Below are 14,731 nucleotides of genomic sequence, written 5' to 3'. Positions count from 1 at the left end.
TACCCCGAGGGCGGGAACCGGGGGTGACTCCGGGGCGTGCCGGTCTTTCCGCGTACCGTGACGCTGGGGACAATCGGGTGATGGATCACCCCCGTGAGCTCACCGTCGAGGCGCCCCGGGCCTGGGACCGCCCGGTCGTCTCCGTGCCGGTGCTGATCTGCCTCTCCCTGGTCGGCGGGCAGTTGCCGTCCTTCTCCGCCGCCGCCAACCTCTACACCCTGGGCACCGGCGGGGCGTTGATCTGGGTCGGCCTGAGCAACCGGGTGCCGCCCCGGCGGTCGGCGCCGCGGCGGCTGCCGGCCGGCGCGCTCTGGTGGCTGCTGCCGGTCACCGTCTTCGGCGTCCTGGAGGGCGCGACGTTCGTGCTGTCGGTGGGGGACGAGTTCCCCACGTTCTCCCGGCTGGCCGATCCCATGCTGGAGGACCATCTGGTCCGCTCGGCGGCCTGGTTCGCCTGGCTGACCGCGTTCTGGGGGCTGGTGCGCCGATGATGCGCATCGTGGCGATCGGCGGCTTCGTGGTCGCGCTGCTGCTCTTCGCGGCCGTCGAGTGGGCCGCCCGGCGGGAGGGCTCGCGCATCCCGTCCCTGGCCGACGTCTGCGCCTTCGTGATGCGCTACGAGGTCGGGCCGGTGCCGGTCGGGCGGATCGGCCTGTTCGGCTTCTGGTGGTGGCTGGGCTGGCACTTCCTGGCCCGCTGAGGCGCGCCGCCGCCCCCCCCGGTCTCCCTGTCCGCATTGCGGGAACAGTGGGCAGCATGTGGAAAGTGAACGTTAATTTGGGTGAGGGCCGGCGCTTCGGCGCAGGTCACGGGGCGGTGGTGCCACACCCGGTGCCGCCTCCCTCCAGGGTCAGACCGACCCGGGCACACGCTGCCAGCGAGCCGTTCCGGTGATCCCGGACCGCGCCGCCGGCGCTCAGCAGGCCGACGACTCCACGTCGCGGCGCGGCGGAGGCCGCGCCGGGTGGGAACGTCGGCGCCCATCAGGGCCGCCGTGCGTCGGTGGTCCGCACCCTGGAAGGGAACTCCCATGGCGACCAAGCGCAAGCCGCAGACCGAGAACACCGCCGACGAGGCGCGCGAGCAGATGCGCCGCGCACTGCAGACCTCCATGGACACCCGTCAGTGACGGTGGCCGCCCGGCGGTGACGCCGCACGCCCGCGGATCTCCGCCGGGCCCCGCCCCACCCCGTCGATCATGACGTTGGCGGCAGTTTCGGGGATCCACATCGCCGCCACCCTCACGATCAACCCCGGAGTGCGTCCGGGAGAGTAAGTAGTGAGTGGGGTTGCATGCCTTACGCGGGGCGTGCCAGGATCGGCGGCGATGAGTCCGACAGTCGCGCCCGCCGCCCAGTCCGCCACGGCCCGGCGGATCGCCTCGCTCGCCCTGCCGGCCCTCGTGGTCCTCGCGGCCGAGCCGCTCTACGTGCTGGTCGACACGGCGGTCGTCGGGCACCTGGGGCGGGTCCCGCTCGCCGCGCTCGCCATCGGCGGCACCGTGCTGACGCTGACCGCCTGGCTCGGCACCGTCGTCGCGTACGGCACCACCGGGCGGTCGGCCCGGCGGTTCGGCGCGGGGGACCGGGCCGCGGCCGTGGCCGAGGGCGTGCAGGCGTCCTGGCTCGCCCTGAGCGTCGGGGTGCTCGTGGCGCTCGCCATGCAGATCGGCGGCGGGTGGTTGGCGCGTACCCTCGCGGGCGGCCCCGGCGAGGTGGCCGACGCCGCCGCGACCTGGCTGCGGATCGCGGCGCTCGGCGCGCCCGGCCTGCTGCTGGCGGCGGCCGGCAACGGCTGGCTGCGCGGCATCCAGGACACCCGCCGGCCGCTGCTCTTCGTGCTCGGCCCCAACCTGCTCTCCGCGCTGCTCTGCCCGCTGCTGGTCTACCCGGCCGGGCTCGGCCTGGCCGGCTCGGCCGTGGCGAACGCGGTGGCGCAGACCATCTCCGGCGGCCTCTTCGCGGCGGCCCTGGTCGGGGAGCGGGTCGCGCTGCGCCCCCGGCCCCGGCTGATCGGCCAGCAGTTGACGCTCAGCCGCGACCTGCTCATCCGGGGCGTCGCCTTCCAGGCCAGCTTCCTGTCCGCGACCGCCGTGGCCGCCCGGTTCGGGGCCGCCGCGGTCGGCGCGCACCAGATCGCCGTACAGCTCTGGTTCTTCACGGCCCTGGTGCTGGACGCCCTGGCGATCGCGGCGCAGTCCCTGATCGGCGCGGCGCTCGGCGCCGGCGACGCTGCCGCGGCCCGCGCCCTCGCCCGGCGCATCGCCCTGGTCGGCGGCCTCTGCGGCGTGGCGTTCGCGGTGCTCATCGCCGCCGGCGCCGGCCTCGTGCCGTCGTGGTTCAGCTCCGATCCGCAGGTACGCGAGCAGGCCATGGTGGCCTGGCCCTGGTTCGTGGCGCTCCAGCCGATCGGCGGCGTCGTGTTCGCCCTGGACGGCGTGCTGATCGGCGCGGGGGACGTCCGCTACCTGCGCAACCTGACCATCGTGGCGGCGCTGGGCGGCTTCCTGCCGGCCATCTGGCTGGCCTACGGGCTCGACCTCGGGCTGGGCGGGATCTGGGCGGGGCTGACCCTGTTCGTGGTGCTCCGGCTGGTCGCCCTGCTGTTGCGGCTGCGCTCGGGCGGCTGGGCCGTGGTCGGCGCCGTCCGCTGACCCCGGCTCAGCAGGTGTCCGGCAGGTCCAGCGTCGCGGCGGGGTCGAACACCGGGTCCGGGCCGCCGAAGCCGCGCGTGCCCGGGCCGAGCAGGCCCCGGTCGAAGACCGCGCAGTCGACGTTGGCGGCGTACGAGTTCGCGTCCTCGATCCACAGCCCGTTCGAGCCGCGCTTGACGTCGTCGGGATGCGGCATGCTCCAGACCACCGTGTCGTGCACGACGACCAGCCCGTCGCCCGGCGCCGTGCCGTCGGTCGGGAAGGCGTACGACCAGACGAAGTTGGTGGTCACCGCCAGGATCCGGACGCCGTCGGCGTCCTTGGTGGCCCGGTAGCTGATCCGACCCTTCACCCTGGGCTGGTCGGCGGTGAGCCGGGCGCCGGGCGCCAACCGGGTGGCGTAGGCGGCGAAGGTGTCGGAGGTGAAGCTCTCCCGCAGGCCGGCGCGGGCGTCCGGGGCGAACTGACGGATCAGCGGCTCCGGGTCGTCCGTGGTCATGAACCGGCGGTCCAGCCGCGCGGTCACCAGGACCGCCCGGACCTTCGTCAGCGCGGCCGCCACCTGCTTCTCGGTGAACGGGCCGGTCCGCTTCGCGGCCGGCAGGGCGATCCCCGCCTGCCCCTGGGCGAACCCGGCGGCCGGCGTGCCGTCGAAGGGCCCGGACGCCCGGGCTGGTGCGGCGGACGTGGGCGCCGGTGCGCCGGTCGGCGGGCCGAACGTCGGGAACACCACCGGCCGCCCGCCCGAGGACGGCATCGACACCAGGATGGCCCCGCCGACCACCCCGACGAAGGCGAGCAGCAGCAGCGCCGTCACGGCGGTGAGCAGCGAGCCGGAGTGCCGGCCCAGCCAGCCCCGCCGCCCGCCGTCGTGGCCCGGGCCGCCCGCGACCGGCGGCGGCCGGCGCGACCAGTCCGGCGCGGCCGGCGGTCCGGGCCGGTGGCCCGGCGTCGCGGCGGGGTGGCGCGGTGGTGCGGAGTCCGGCCGATCGTCGGTCATCACGGCCCCCGGTCAGGAGTGGGCGAGATGTCAGTGAGTGTCCCACCTTGTCGCTCAATTCGGTATACCCCGACCGCGAGTCGGCCAACGGCGGACGCCCCGACCGTCAACAGTGCTTGAACGAGCCCGGCCCGCCCAGCCACGGATAGACCGTGAAGAAGCCCTCCGCCAGCCGGGAACAGTCCACATTGCTGGTGCTCGCCCGCGCCGACACCAGCCAGAGCCCTCGCTGCTTGGCGGGCAGCCCGTGCGACCGGGGGACCTGCCAGACGACCTCGTCGTGGATCGCCGCCAGGCCGGCCTGGCCGGGCGTGGTGCGCGGGACGTCGAACGCGTACACCCAGACGTAGTCGGTGGTGATCTCCAGCACCGGGACGCCGTACTCGTTCGTGGTGGCCCGGTAGCGGATCGTCCCCCGGGCCCTGACCTCCTCAGCCCGGTCACGGGAGCCGATCCGGGTGGCGTAGTGCACGAAGGTGTTGTCGTCGAAGTCGTGCGCCAGCTCCCGGCGGCCGTCCGGCGCGAGGAGGGCCAGGAACGGCTCCGGGTCGCCGAGGAACATGGCCAGATTGAGGCGGGCCGCCGTGAGCGCCTTGCGGACCTGGGTCAGGGCCGCGGCCACCTCCGCGGCGGTGAACGGTCCGGAAGCGGTGGCCCGGGGCAGCGTGAGCGCCTCCTCGCCGACCGCGAAATCCGCCGCGACGCTCCCGGCGAAGAGGTCCCGCGGCTCGCCGACCTGGCTCAGCGGCACCGGAGACGGCGTGGGAGAGGCCGTCGGCTGGGCGGTGCCGGCCCGGATCCGGTCGACCGCGACCTGACCGAGTGCGGCCGTGGCGCCGAGGAGTGCCAGCGCGAGCAACGCGACGTAGGCGACGTGGCGCTTGCCGCGCTCCCGGGACCACACGAGCTGGATGCGCTCCCCGCGGGTGAGCGGCGTCGCCGCGTCCTCGCCGGTCATCCAGCTGGGCAGCTGGATGGCCTCATCGCGGGTGGCGACCTCGTACCGGTCCGGATCGGCCGGTGGAGTGGTCTCGTCCTCGGTGGTCATCGGGCATCCCAAGGCGTACGGAGAGGTTGGCGGCTGAACGTCGCACCGGGACGGGGCGCGTCAGATCTCGTGGTTCGTGATCTTGTTGAAGAGGTAGAGCATGCCGACCACCAGCGCGGTGGCCACCACGGCCACCACCACGAAGGACACGATCGCGGACAGTGCGGGGTGGCGCTCGCTGAACCGGGTACGGTCCCGCCACGCCCAGAGCCGACGGCGTGCCGCGGCCAGCGGCGGCACGCCGTCGACGAAGTCCGAGAGGCGGCGGCCGAGGGTGCGTCGCGGTGGCTCCGGGTTCCGCATCCACTCGGGCAGGTCGACCCGTGGACGGTGCTCGTGCGACGGCGGGGTGGTGCTCATCCAGGGCTCCTTGCAGGTGGGGGTAACGAGGGTGGCGGCAGTCTGCCGGACGGGGTCGACGCCGCGACCCCGTGCCAGGGGGTGACTCAGCAGGTGTCCGGGACGTCGAGGGTGCGGTCCGGGTCGAAGACGGCGTCCGGATCCGGGTCCTCCGGGCCGCCGTAGGTGGGGCTGCCCACGTCGAGCAGTCCCTTGTCGAAGGCCGCGCAGTCGATGTTGGAGCCGTACGAGTCGGCCTTCTCGATCCAGAGCCCGTCGGAGCCGCTCCGCACGTCGCCGGGGTGCGGCACGCTCCAGACCACCGTGTCGTGCACCACGACCACCCCGTCGCCGGGCAGCCCGCCGGTGGTCCGGAAGGCGTACGCCCAGACGAAGTTGCTGGTGATCTCCAGGATGCGGATGCCCTGGGCGTCCTTCGTGGCCCGGTAGCTGATCCGTCCCTTCACCCGCGGCTCGTCCTTGGTGATCCGGGCGCCGGGCGCCAACCGGGTGGCGTAGGTGGCGAAGGCGTCGGAGGCGAAGTCCTTGCGCAGGTTGGACCGCGCGTCCGGGGCGAACTGCCGCAGCAGCCGGTCCGGATCCTTCGAGGTGATGAATGTGCGGTCCAGCCGCCCGGTCACCAGGGCCTTGCGGACCTTGGCCAGGGCGGTCGCCACCTGCTTCTCCGTGAACGGGCCGGTCCGCTTCGCGGCGGGCAGGGTGATCCCCGCCGCCCCCTCCGGGAAGTCGGCGGCCGGCGTGCCGTCGAAGGCGCCGGCCGCCGGGGGCGGCGACGCCGACGAGACGGCCTGCTCGCCGGCCGGCTGGCTGATCGTCGGGTACGCCGTCGGCGGGCTTGCCCACCGCTGGACGGCCCGGTAGCCGCCCGTGGCGAGCAACCCGAAGAAGGCGAGCACCAGCAGGGCCGCGACGCCGCCGAGCAGCTTGCCCGAGTGGCCGCCCAGCCAGATGCGCCACCGGTCGGAGCGGTCCGGCTCGGGCGGCACGGCCGGCTGGCGCAGCCAGTCGGGGACCGTCCCCAGCCCGTCGGCGGGCGGGTACGGCTGCTCGGGACGGCGGGGTTCGACGGTCGGGGGGTGCTCGGTCATCTCGGTTCCCAGGTCGTCACGGTGGCGGGAGGGGGCCGGGTCAGCAGTTGTCGGGGATGTCCAGCGAGCGGTCGGGGTCGTACAGGGAGTCGGGGTCCGGCGTGGGGGTGGCGACCGGCTTCCCGTCCCGCGCCGTGCCGATGTCGAGCAGTCCCTTGTCGGAGGCCGCGCAGTCGACGTTCGCGGTGTACGCGCGGATGTCCGTGAGCCAGAGACCGCTGTTCCGGGGCCGGACGTCGTCCGGGTGGGGCACCTCCCAGACCAGGGTGTCGTGCACGACCACCACCCCGTCGCCGGGTTCGGCCCGGGGGCTCTGGAAGGCGTAGGCCCAGACGAAGTTGGTGGTCAGGCGGAGCACTCGGATCCCCTGGTCGTCCCGGGTCGCCCGGTAGGTGATCCGACCCTTCACCCGGGGCTGGTCGGGCAGCAGCCGGGCCCCGGGCGCGAGCCGGGTCGCGAGGGTGAGGAACTCCGCGTCGCTGAGGTCCTCGCGGAGGTGGCGGCGGGCGTCCGGGGCGAACTGCCGCACCAGCCGCTCCCGGTCCTTCGCCGTCATGAAGGCGCGGTCGAGCCGGGCGGTCACCAGGGCGGCCCGGATCTTCGTGAGCGTGCCGGACACCTGCTTCGCCGTGAAGCCGCCGGTCGCCTTCGCCGGGGGCAGCGTGATCCCGGCCGCGCCCTCCGGGAAGGCGCCCGCGGGGGTGCCGTCGAACGGGCCGGCGGTCGGGGGTGGCGATGCCGCGGTGGTCGCCTGGACGCCGGCGGGCGGGCTCACGGTCGGATAAGCCCGGGGCGGGTCGGCCGGGCGCTTGACGTACCGGTATCCGGCGGCGCCGACGTACGCCAGCAGCGCGAGCACCAGCACCGCGCCGACGCCGAGGCGCAGGCCGCGGGCGTGCCGGCCGAACCAGATGCGCAGCCGGGCGGCCGGTCCGACGTGGATCTCCCGCTCCAGTTGGCGTACCCAGTCCGGGATCTCCTCGGGGCCGCCCCCGGACGGGCGGTCGAGCCGCGGTGGCTCGGGGGTGAGGTCGTCGCTGCTCATCGTGCTTCCCGGGCAGGAGTGGGGCGAGGGGCGCATGATCTTGACACCCGGCTCGATCAGGGCGGTATCCCCCGGAGGGCCGATGACCGGCGTCTGGCAGGCTTGGCCGTCGTGAGCGCAGACGGTCTGATCGTGGTCGACAAGCCCGGCGGCATGACGTCGCACGACGTGGTCGCCCGGATCCGGCGGCTGGCCCGGACCCGGCGGGTGGGGCACGGCGGCACGCTGGACCCGATGGCCACCGGCGTGCTGGTGATCGGCGTGGGCCGGGCCACCCGGCTGCTCACCTACGTCATCGGCGCCGGCAAGAGCTACACCGCGACGATCCGGCTCGGCCAGGCGACGGTCACCGACGACGCCGAGGGCGACGTGATCGCCAGCACCCCGGCCGGCACGGTCACCGACGAGGCGGTCCGCGCCGCGCTCGCCGCGCTGACCGGCGAGGTGGACCAGGTGCCCAGCGCGGTCAGCGCCATCAAGATCGACGGACAGCGGGCGTACAAGCGGGTGCGCGAGGGGGAGAGCGTCGAGCTGCCGGCCCGCCGGGTGACCATCTCCCGGCTGGAGGTGCTGGCGATCCGCCGTGACACCCCCGAGGTGGTGGACGTGGACGTGGACGTCACCTGCTCGTCCGGCACGTACATCCGGGCCATCGCCCGGGACGCGGGCCTGGCGCTCGGCGTCGGCGGCCACCTCACCGCGCTGCGCCGCACCGCGGTCGGCGGGTTCACCCTGGCCGAGGCGGCCACCCTCGACGCGCTGGAGCAGCGCGCGCCGGACGTGGTGAACCTGCCGCTGGACGCCGCCGCGGGCCGGTTCTTCCCGCGCCGCGACGCCACGCCCGAGGAGGCCAGGGTGCTCTCCCACGGCGGGCCGCTGGACCCGGCGGGCATCGCCGGGCCGTACGCCGTCTTCGGCCCGGACGGCGGGTTGATCGCTATCGTCAGCGAGCGGGACGGGCGGGCCCGCGCGGAGATCGTGCTGGCCCCCGCCTGACGGCGCGGGCGGACAGGGGAGGAGCGGCATGCAGCGGTGGCGGGGGTACGAGGCGGCGCCCGGCGGCTGGGGGCGTTCGGTGGTCACCATCGGCGTCTTCGACGGCGTGCACAAGGGCCACCAGGCCACCATCGGCCACGCCGTGGCGCGCGCCCGCGAGCTGGGCGTCAAGTCGGTGGTGGTGACCTTCGACCCGCACCCGGCCGAGGTGGTGCGCCCCGGCTCGCACCCGGCCGTGCTCACCGAGCCGGCCCGCAAGGCCGAGCTGATCGAGGCGCTCGGCGTGGACGTGCTCTGCGTCGTGCCGTTCACCCCGGAGTTCTCCCGGCTGCCGGCCGAGGAGTTCGTGCACGACGTCCTGGTCGAGCACCTGCACGCCGCGCTGGTGGTGGTCGGCGACAACTTCCGGTTCGGGCACCGGGCGGCCGGCGACGTGGCGCTGCTGGAGCGGCTGGGCCGCACCTTCGGCTTCGGGGTGGAGGGCGCCCCGCTGGTCGCCGAGGCGGGCACGGTCTTCTCCTCCACGTACATCCGCTCCTGCGTCGACGCGGGGGACGTGGCCGCGGCGGCCGCCGCGCTGGGCCGCCCCCACCGGGTCGAGGGCGTGGTGGTCCGCGGTGACCAGCGCGGGCGTGAGCTGGGCTACCCCACGGCCAACCTGCTGACCCACCGGTACGCGGCCATCCCGGCAGACGGGGTGTACGCGGCCCGGCTGGTGCGCCGGGGCGGCGAGCCTCTGGCGGCGGCGGTCTCCATCGGCACCAACCCGACGTTCTCCGGCCGGGAGCGCCGGGTGGAGGCGTACGCGCTGGACTTCACGGGCGACCTCTACGGCGAGCGGCTGGCCCTGGACTTCGTGGCGCACCTGCGGGAACAACGGACGTACGACGCGATCGAGCCGTTGGTGGCCCAGATCGCCGAGGACGTGGAGCGGACCCGGCGGGCGGTCGGCTGAGCGGGCCGGAGCCGGCGGGCGGGCCACTTCGTGGCCCTTCACCGGGCGGTTCCCGCCCGGGCTGGTAGGCTGACGGGGACGTCGGCTGACCGACGTGGGGCCTCGCGTGCCTGCACGACGCCGCGGGTGCGAGGAACCGGTCCGTTTCCCGGTCACTCCGACCGATCCGGACCTCACTTAACGTTCCACGAAACAGGGAGAACATGGCGCTCGACCAGGAAGCCAAGGCCAAGATCCGCTCGGAGTACGCGACCGCCGAGGGCGACACCGGTTCGCCGGAGGTGCAGGTCGCGGTCCTCACCAAGCGGATCGCTGAGCTCACCGAGCACCTGAAGGTGCACAAGCACGACCACCACAGCCGCCGTGGGCTGCTGCTGCTGGTCGGCCGTCGCCGCCGGCTGCTCAACTACGTCCAGAAGAAGGACATCAACCGCTACCGGTCGCTCATCGAGCGGCTCGGCCTGCGCCGATGACGTGACGGGGGAGTGGCCACTCGGCCGCTCCCCCGTTCCGGTACCACCAGAAGAACCCGGCCACGCGACCGACCGAGAGGGAACCGGTCAGCGCACCGGTCTCCGGTAGTGGCCCCCGGGCACCCCGGCATCATGCCGGCCACCCGGGCGCTTCGATCGAAGACCGGCCGCCTGAGCAGTACCCCGTGTCGTGGGCCGACGACGCGAAGGAGCACCACAGCACATGACCGAGACCAACCTCGGCACCGAATCCCGCACCGCCGTGATCGACAACGGGTCCTTCGGCACCCGCGAGATCACCTTCTCCACCGGCCGGCTGGCCCGTCAGGCCGCCGGCTCCGTCATCGCCCAGCTCGGCGAGACGGTCGTCCTCTCCGCCACCACCGCCGGCAAGCAGCCCCGGGAGCAGTTCGACTTCTTCCCGCTGACCGTCGACGTCGAGGAGCGGATGTACGCCGCGGGCCGGATCCCCGGCTCGTTCTTCCGCCGCGAGGGCCGGCCCAGCGAGGACGCCATCCTCACCTGCCGGCTGATCGACCGCCCGCTGCGCCCGTCGTTCGTCAAGGGCCTGCGCAACGAGGTCCAGGTCGTCGAGACCATCCTGGCGCTCGACCCGCAGCACCCGTACGACGTGGTGGCCATCAACGCCGCCTCCATGTCGACCAAGCTCTCCGGCCTGCCGTTCTCCGGCCCGATCGGCGCGACCCGGGTCGCGCACGTCGACGGCCAGTGGGTCGCCTTCCCGACCCTGGAGGAGCTGGCCCGAGCCACCTTCGACATGGTGGTGGCCGGCCGGGCGCTGGCCGACGGCGACGTCGCGATCATGATGGTCGAGGCCGAGGCGACACCGAACGCCGTGGCCCTGATCTCGGACGGCGCCACCGCGCCGACCGAGGAGATCGTGGCCAGCGGCCTGGAGGCCGCCAAGCCGGCGATCCGCGAGCTGTGCCGCGCGCAGAGCGAGCTGGCCGAGGTGGCCGCCAAGCCGGTCGCCGAGTTCCCGGTCTTCCTGGACTACCAGGACGACGTCTACGAGGCCGTGGCCGAGGTGGCCCGCGCCGAGGTCTCCGAGGCCCTCAAGATCGCCGGCAAGGCGGACCGCGAGGAGGCCCTGGACCGGATCAAGGCCAAGGTCGCCGAGGAACTGGGCGGTCGCTTCGAGGGCCGCGAGAAGGAGCTCTCCGCCGCCTTCCGCTCGCTGACCAAGTCCGAGGTCCGCAACCGGGTCCTGCGCGAGCAGGTCCGCATCGACGGCCGCGGCCCGCGCGACATCCGCCCGCTGACCGCCGAGGTCGGCGTGCTGCCGCGGGTGCACGGCTCGGCGCTGTTCGAGCGGGGCGAGACCCAGATCCTGGGCGTCACCACGCTGAACATGCTGCGCATGGAGCAGATGGTGGACACGCTGTCCCCCGAGAACCGCAAGCGCTACATGCACAACTACAACTTCCCGCCGTACTCGACCGGTGAGACCGGCCGGGTCGGCTCGCCGAAGCGGCGCGAGATCGGCCACGGCGCTCTCGCCGAGCGCGCGCTGATCCCGGTGCTGCCGTCGCGCGAGGAGTTCCCGTACGCCATCCGGCAGGTCTCCGAGGCGCTCGGCTCCAACGGCTCCACCTCGATGGGCTCGGTCTGCGCCTCGACGCTGGGCCTGCTCTCGGCCGGTGTGCCGCTGAAGGCGCCGGTCGCCGGCATCGCCATGGGCCTCATCTCCGACGAGGTCGACGGCAAGACCCAGTACGTGACGCTGACCGACATCCTCGGCGCCGAGGACGCGTTCGGCGACATGGACTTCAAGGTCGCCGGCACCCGGGAGTTCGTCACCGCGCTGCAGCTCGACACCAAGCTCGACGGCATCCCGTCGGACGTGCTGGCCGCCGCGCTGCAGCAGGCGAACGAGGCCCGGCAGACCATCCTCGACGTGATGCAGCGGGCGATCGAGGCTCCGGCCGAGATGTCGGAGTACGCGCCGCGGGTCACCACGGTGAAGATCCCGGTCGACAAGATCGGCATGGTGATCGGCCCGAAGGGCCAGACCATCAACGCCATCCAGGACGAGACCGGTGCCGAGATCTCCATCGAGGACGACGGCACCATCTACGTCGGCGCCACCAACGGCCCGTCCGCCCAGGCGGCGGTGGACCGGATCAACGGCATCGCCAACCCGACCCTGCCGAAGGTGGGGGAGCGGTTCCTCGGCACGGTGGTGAAGACCGCCGCGTTCGGTGCCTTCATCTCGCTGCTCCCGGGCCGCGACGGCCTGCTGCACATCTCCAAGGTGGGCGACGGCAAGCGGGTCGAGAAGGTCGAGGACTTCCTCAACGTCGGTGACCGGGTCGAGGTGGAGATCGCGGACATCGACGCCCGCGGGAAGATCTACCTGGACAAGATCCGTCCGGAAGGCGCCGAGGCGCCGGCCGCCGGCGAGGCCGCCGGTGGCGGCGAGCGGCCGGGCGGCCGGGACCGCGGCGGCGACCGTGGCCCGCGCGACCGTGGCGACCGTGAGCGCGGCGACCGCGACCGCGGCGGCCGGGGTCCGGAGCGCGGCGAGGGCGGCGAAGGCGGCGAGGGCGGCGGCGACGGCCGCCCGCGGCGCCGCACCCGGCACAGCTGATCCACCCACCGGCCGGGTGACGCCCACGGCGTCGCCCGGCCGGTGACTGCTCCAGCCACGGCTCCAGCTCCGGTTCGGCGTCAGCCGCGCCGAGCTGGAGCCGTCGGAGCTGTCGCTCGTCACCACCGCACCACCCACCCCTCGTCGAACTGAGAGCAGGTTCCTCGTGAGTCGGACCCGGCGTTCGTCCTCCCCGGCAGCTCGACGGGGGGTGACGTCGTCCGAGGTCGCGCGCCCCGCGGGGGGAACCGCCCGGGCGATCACCCGGACGCTCAGCGACGACCCGCTGGGCGGCACCGTCCGCCGCACCGTTCTCCCCAGCGGCCTGCGCGTGCTCACCGAGGCGATCCCGGCCATGCGCAGCGTGTCGTTCGGCATCTGGGTGGCGGTGGGCTCCCGCGACGAGACCGGTCCGCAGGCCGGCGCCGCGCACTTCCTGGAGCACCTGCTCTTCAAGGGCACCAACAAGCGCAGCGCGCTGGAGATCTCCTCGGAGATCGAGGCGGTGGGCGGCGAGACCAACGCCTTCACCACCAAGGAATACACCTGCTACTACGCCCGCGTGCTGGACGAGGACCTGCCGCTGGCCATCGACGTCATGTGCGACCTGGTCGCCGACTCGGTGCTGGCCGCCCCCGACGTGGAGACCGAACGCGCGGTCATCCTCGAAGAGATCGCCATGCACGACGACGAGCCCGGCGACGAGGTGCACGACCTGTTCGCCCGCGCCGTCTACGGCGACCACCCCCTCGGCCGGCTCATCTCCGGCACCGAGGAGACGGTCACGCCGATGACCCGGCGGCAGATCCAGAGCTTCTACCGCCGCCGCTACACGCCGCCGCAGATCGTCATCGCCGCCGCCGGCAACCTCGACCACGCCGCCGTGGTCAAGCTGGTCCGGCAGGCGCTGCGCGGCACCCCGCTGGACACCGACCCGGCCGCGCCGGCCGCGCACCGGCCGGCCACCCCGGCGGTACGCACCAAGCCGGCCGCCACCCTGGTCGAGCCGAAGGAGACCGAGCAGGCGCACGTCATCCTCGGCTGCCCCGGCATCGACCGCACCGACGAGCGGCGCTTCGCCCTCGGGGTGCTCAACAACGTGCTCGGCGGCGGCATGTCCAGCCGGCTGTTCCAGGAGATCCGCGAGCAGCGCGGCCTGGCCTACTCGGTCTACTCCTACGCCAGCCAGTACGCCGACAGCGGCCTCTTCGCCGTCTACGCCGGCTGCGCCCCGGGCAAGGTGGACGAGGTGCTGGACCTGACCCGGGCCGAGCTGTCCCGGGTGGCCGCCACGGGGATCACCGAGGCCGAGCTGGCCCGGGGCAAGGGGATGAGCAAGGGCTCCTTCGTCCTCGGCCTGGAGGACACCGGCTCCCGGATGAGCCGGCTGGCCAAGGGCGAGCTGCTCTACGGCAACCTCATGCCGGTCGACGAGCTGCTGGCCCGGGTCGACGCGGTGACCCTCGACGACGTCAACGGCCTCGCCGCCGAACTGCTCGCCCGGCCGATGTCCCTCGCCGTGGTGGGCCCGTTCGACGAGTCCGCCTTCGCCGCGCGCTGACCGGTCCCGCTCCCCGGTGCAGTCGCCGGGCTGATCCCGGCCGGTCCGTGGGGAGGGCGGCGTCCCGATTGGGATAGGTTGTGCCCCGTGACTGACGAGCAGGAGAAGACCCCGGTCGGGTCGGTGCGGGTCGGCGTGCTGGGCGCCCGCGGCCGGATGGGCATGGAGGTCTGCAAGGCCGTCGACGCGGCCGGCGACCTCGACCTGGTGGCCACCATCGACCAGGGCGACGACCGGTCCGCCGTCGCCGGCGCCGAGGTGGTCGTCGACTTCACCACCCCCGACGTCGTCATGGACAACCTGCGCTGGTGCATCGACCAGGGCATCCACGCGGTCGTCGGCACCACCGGCTTCACGGAGCAGCGGCTGGAGCAGGTGCGCGGCTGGCTGGCCGGCACGCCCGGCGTCGGCGTGGTGATCGCCCCCAACTTCGGCATCGGCGCGGTGCTCATGATGCAGTTCGCCGCCCGCGCGGCCCGGCACTTCGAGTCCGTCGAGATCATCGAGCAGCACCACCCGCGCAAGCTCGACGCGCCCAGCGGCACCGCCACCCACACGGCCCGGCTCGTCGCGCAGGCCCGCGCCGAGGCCGGTCTCGGCCCCACCCCCGACGCCACCAGGGACGAGGTGCCCGGCGCGCGCGGCGCCGACATCGACGGGGTGCGCGTCCACGCCGTCCGCGCCACCGGTCTGGTCGCCCACCAGGAGGTGCTCTTCGGCACCACGGGCGAGACGCTGACCATCCGGCACGACTCGTACGACCGGGCCTCGTTCATGCCCGGCGTGCTGCTGGCGGTGCGCGAGGTGCGCCGCCGGCCGGGCCTCACCGTCGGCCTGGACGCCCTGCTCGACTGACTGTGAGGCTGGTGGGGTCGGTTCAGCAGTGATGAGCTGATAGCTGGCAGCGGTAGGCGTGACCCTTCGTCTGACTGGCCTTGTGC

At 73.9% G+C, this 14,731-nt stretch carries 14 protein-coding genes; 9 read left to right on the top strand and 5 right to left on the bottom strand.

All coding sequences use genetic code 11. The features are described from left to right. Positions 1-80: 80 nt before the first annotated feature. From ABZS80_RS24950 to ABZS80_RS24940, 3 genes are all read left to right on the top strand, one after another. Positions 81-491 (top strand): hypothetical protein, encoded by a 411-nt coding sequence (locus tag ABZS80_RS24950; protein WP_355059480.1) that lies wholly within the window; start codon positions 81-83, stop codon positions 489-491. Then, complete coding sequence (locus ABZS80_RS24945; protein WP_192579928.1) at positions 491-700, top strand: DUF6186 family protein; 210 nt, start codon at positions 491-493, stop codon at positions 698-700. The genes ABZS80_RS24950 and ABZS80_RS24945 overlap by 1 nt, the downstream gene beginning before the upstream one ends. A gap of 627 nt (positions 701-1,327) precedes the next feature. After that, positions 1,328-2,653 carry an MATE family efflux transporter gene (locus tag ABZS80_RS24940; protein ID WP_355059478.1) on the top strand — a complete coding sequence of 442 codons (1,326 nt, stop codon included), beginning with the start codon at positions 1,328-1,330 and terminating at the stop codon, positions 2,651-2,653. 7 nt (positions 2,654-2,660) lie between these two features. Here ABZS80_RS24940 and ABZS80_RS24935 read toward each other — a convergent pair whose 3' ends face one another. The 5 genes from ABZS80_RS24935 to ABZS80_RS24915 all read right to left on the bottom strand — a co-directional run bounded on the left by ABZS80_RS24935 (position 2,661) and on the right by ABZS80_RS24915 (position 7,194). Beyond that, a complete protein-coding gene (locus ABZS80_RS24935) occupies positions 2,661-3,653 on the bottom strand; it encodes a hypothetical protein (protein ID WP_355059476.1) in 993 nt (330 codons plus the stop codon). 106 nt (positions 3,654-3,759) lie between these two features. Beyond that, positions 3,760-4,701, bottom strand: coding sequence for a hypothetical protein (locus ABZS80_RS24930; protein ID WP_355059474.1), 942 nt, complete (start codon positions 4,699-4,701; stop codon positions 3,760-3,762). Between the two features lie 60 nt (positions 4,702-4,761). After that, positions 4,762-5,061 carry a hypothetical protein gene (locus ABZS80_RS24925; RefSeq protein WP_355059472.1) on the bottom strand — a complete coding sequence of 100 codons (300 nt, stop codon included), beginning with the start codon at positions 5,059-5,061 and terminating at the stop codon, positions 4,762-4,764. Between the two features lie 86 nt (positions 5,062-5,147). Continuing rightward, positions 5,148-6,149, bottom strand: coding sequence for a hypothetical protein (locus ABZS80_RS24920; protein WP_355059470.1), 1,002 nt, complete (start codon positions 6,147-6,149; stop codon positions 5,148-5,150). 40 nt (positions 6,150-6,189) lie between these two features. After that, positions 6,190-7,194, bottom strand: a complete 1,005-nt coding sequence (locus ABZS80_RS24915; RefSeq protein WP_355059468.1) for a hypothetical protein — start codon at positions 7,192-7,194, stop codon at positions 6,190-6,192. Positions 7,195-7,305: 111 nt separating this feature from the next. On the opposite strand from ABZS80_RS24915, the gene truB reads away from it, so the two are divergent. The 6 genes from truB (at position 7,306) to dapB (ending at position 14,645) form a co-directional block, all read left to right on the top strand. Next, positions 7,306-8,190: a tRNA pseudouridine(55) synthase TruB gene (gene truB / locus ABZS80_RS24910; RefSeq protein WP_355059466.1), complete on the top strand. Its 885-nt coding sequence runs from the start codon at positions 7,306-7,308 to the stop codon at positions 8,188-8,190. Positions 8,191-8,218: 28 nt separating this feature from the next. Continuing rightward, the gene (locus ABZS80_RS24905; protein WP_151465347.1) at positions 8,219-9,145 is read left to right on the top strand and encodes a bifunctional riboflavin kinase/FAD synthetase; all 927 of its coding nucleotides are present in this window, start codon (positions 8,219-8,221) and stop codon (positions 9,143-9,145) included. A 203-nt stretch (positions 9,146-9,348) separates the two neighbouring features. After that, a complete protein-coding gene (rpsO, locus tag ABZS80_RS24900) occupies positions 9,349-9,618 on the top strand; it encodes a 30S ribosomal protein S15 (RefSeq protein ID WP_067302624.1) in 270 nt (89 codons plus the stop codon). Positions 9,619-9,841: 223 nt separating this feature from the next. Next, the gene (locus ABZS80_RS24895; RefSeq protein WP_355059464.1) at positions 9,842-12,229 is read left to right on the top strand and encodes a polyribonucleotide nucleotidyltransferase; all 2,388 of its coding nucleotides are present in this window, start codon (positions 9,842-9,844) and stop codon (positions 12,227-12,229) included. 211 nt (positions 12,230-12,440) lie between these two features. Then, the gene (locus tag ABZS80_RS24890; protein WP_355059462.1) at positions 12,441-13,790 is read left to right on the top strand and encodes a pitrilysin family protein; all 1,350 of its coding nucleotides are present in this window, start codon (positions 12,441-12,443) and stop codon (positions 13,788-13,790) included. A gap of 87 nt (positions 13,791-13,877) precedes the next feature. Then, positions 13,878-14,645 carry a 4-hydroxy-tetrahydrodipicolinate reductase gene (gene dapB / locus ABZS80_RS24885; RefSeq protein WP_355059460.1) on the top strand — a complete coding sequence of 256 codons (768 nt, stop codon included), beginning with the start codon at positions 13,878-13,880 and terminating at the stop codon, positions 14,643-14,645. The last annotated feature ends 86 nt before the right edge of the window (positions 14,646-14,731 follow it).

Origin of the sequence: Micromonospora sp. NPDC005305, from assembly GCF_040607315.1 — a bacterium.
Lineage (GTDB): Bacteria > Actinomycetota > Actinomycetes > Mycobacteriales > Micromonosporaceae > Micromonospora.
The sequence above is the reverse complement of the archived record's forward strand: the minus strand, read 5'-3'. Positions and strand labels throughout refer to the sequence as shown.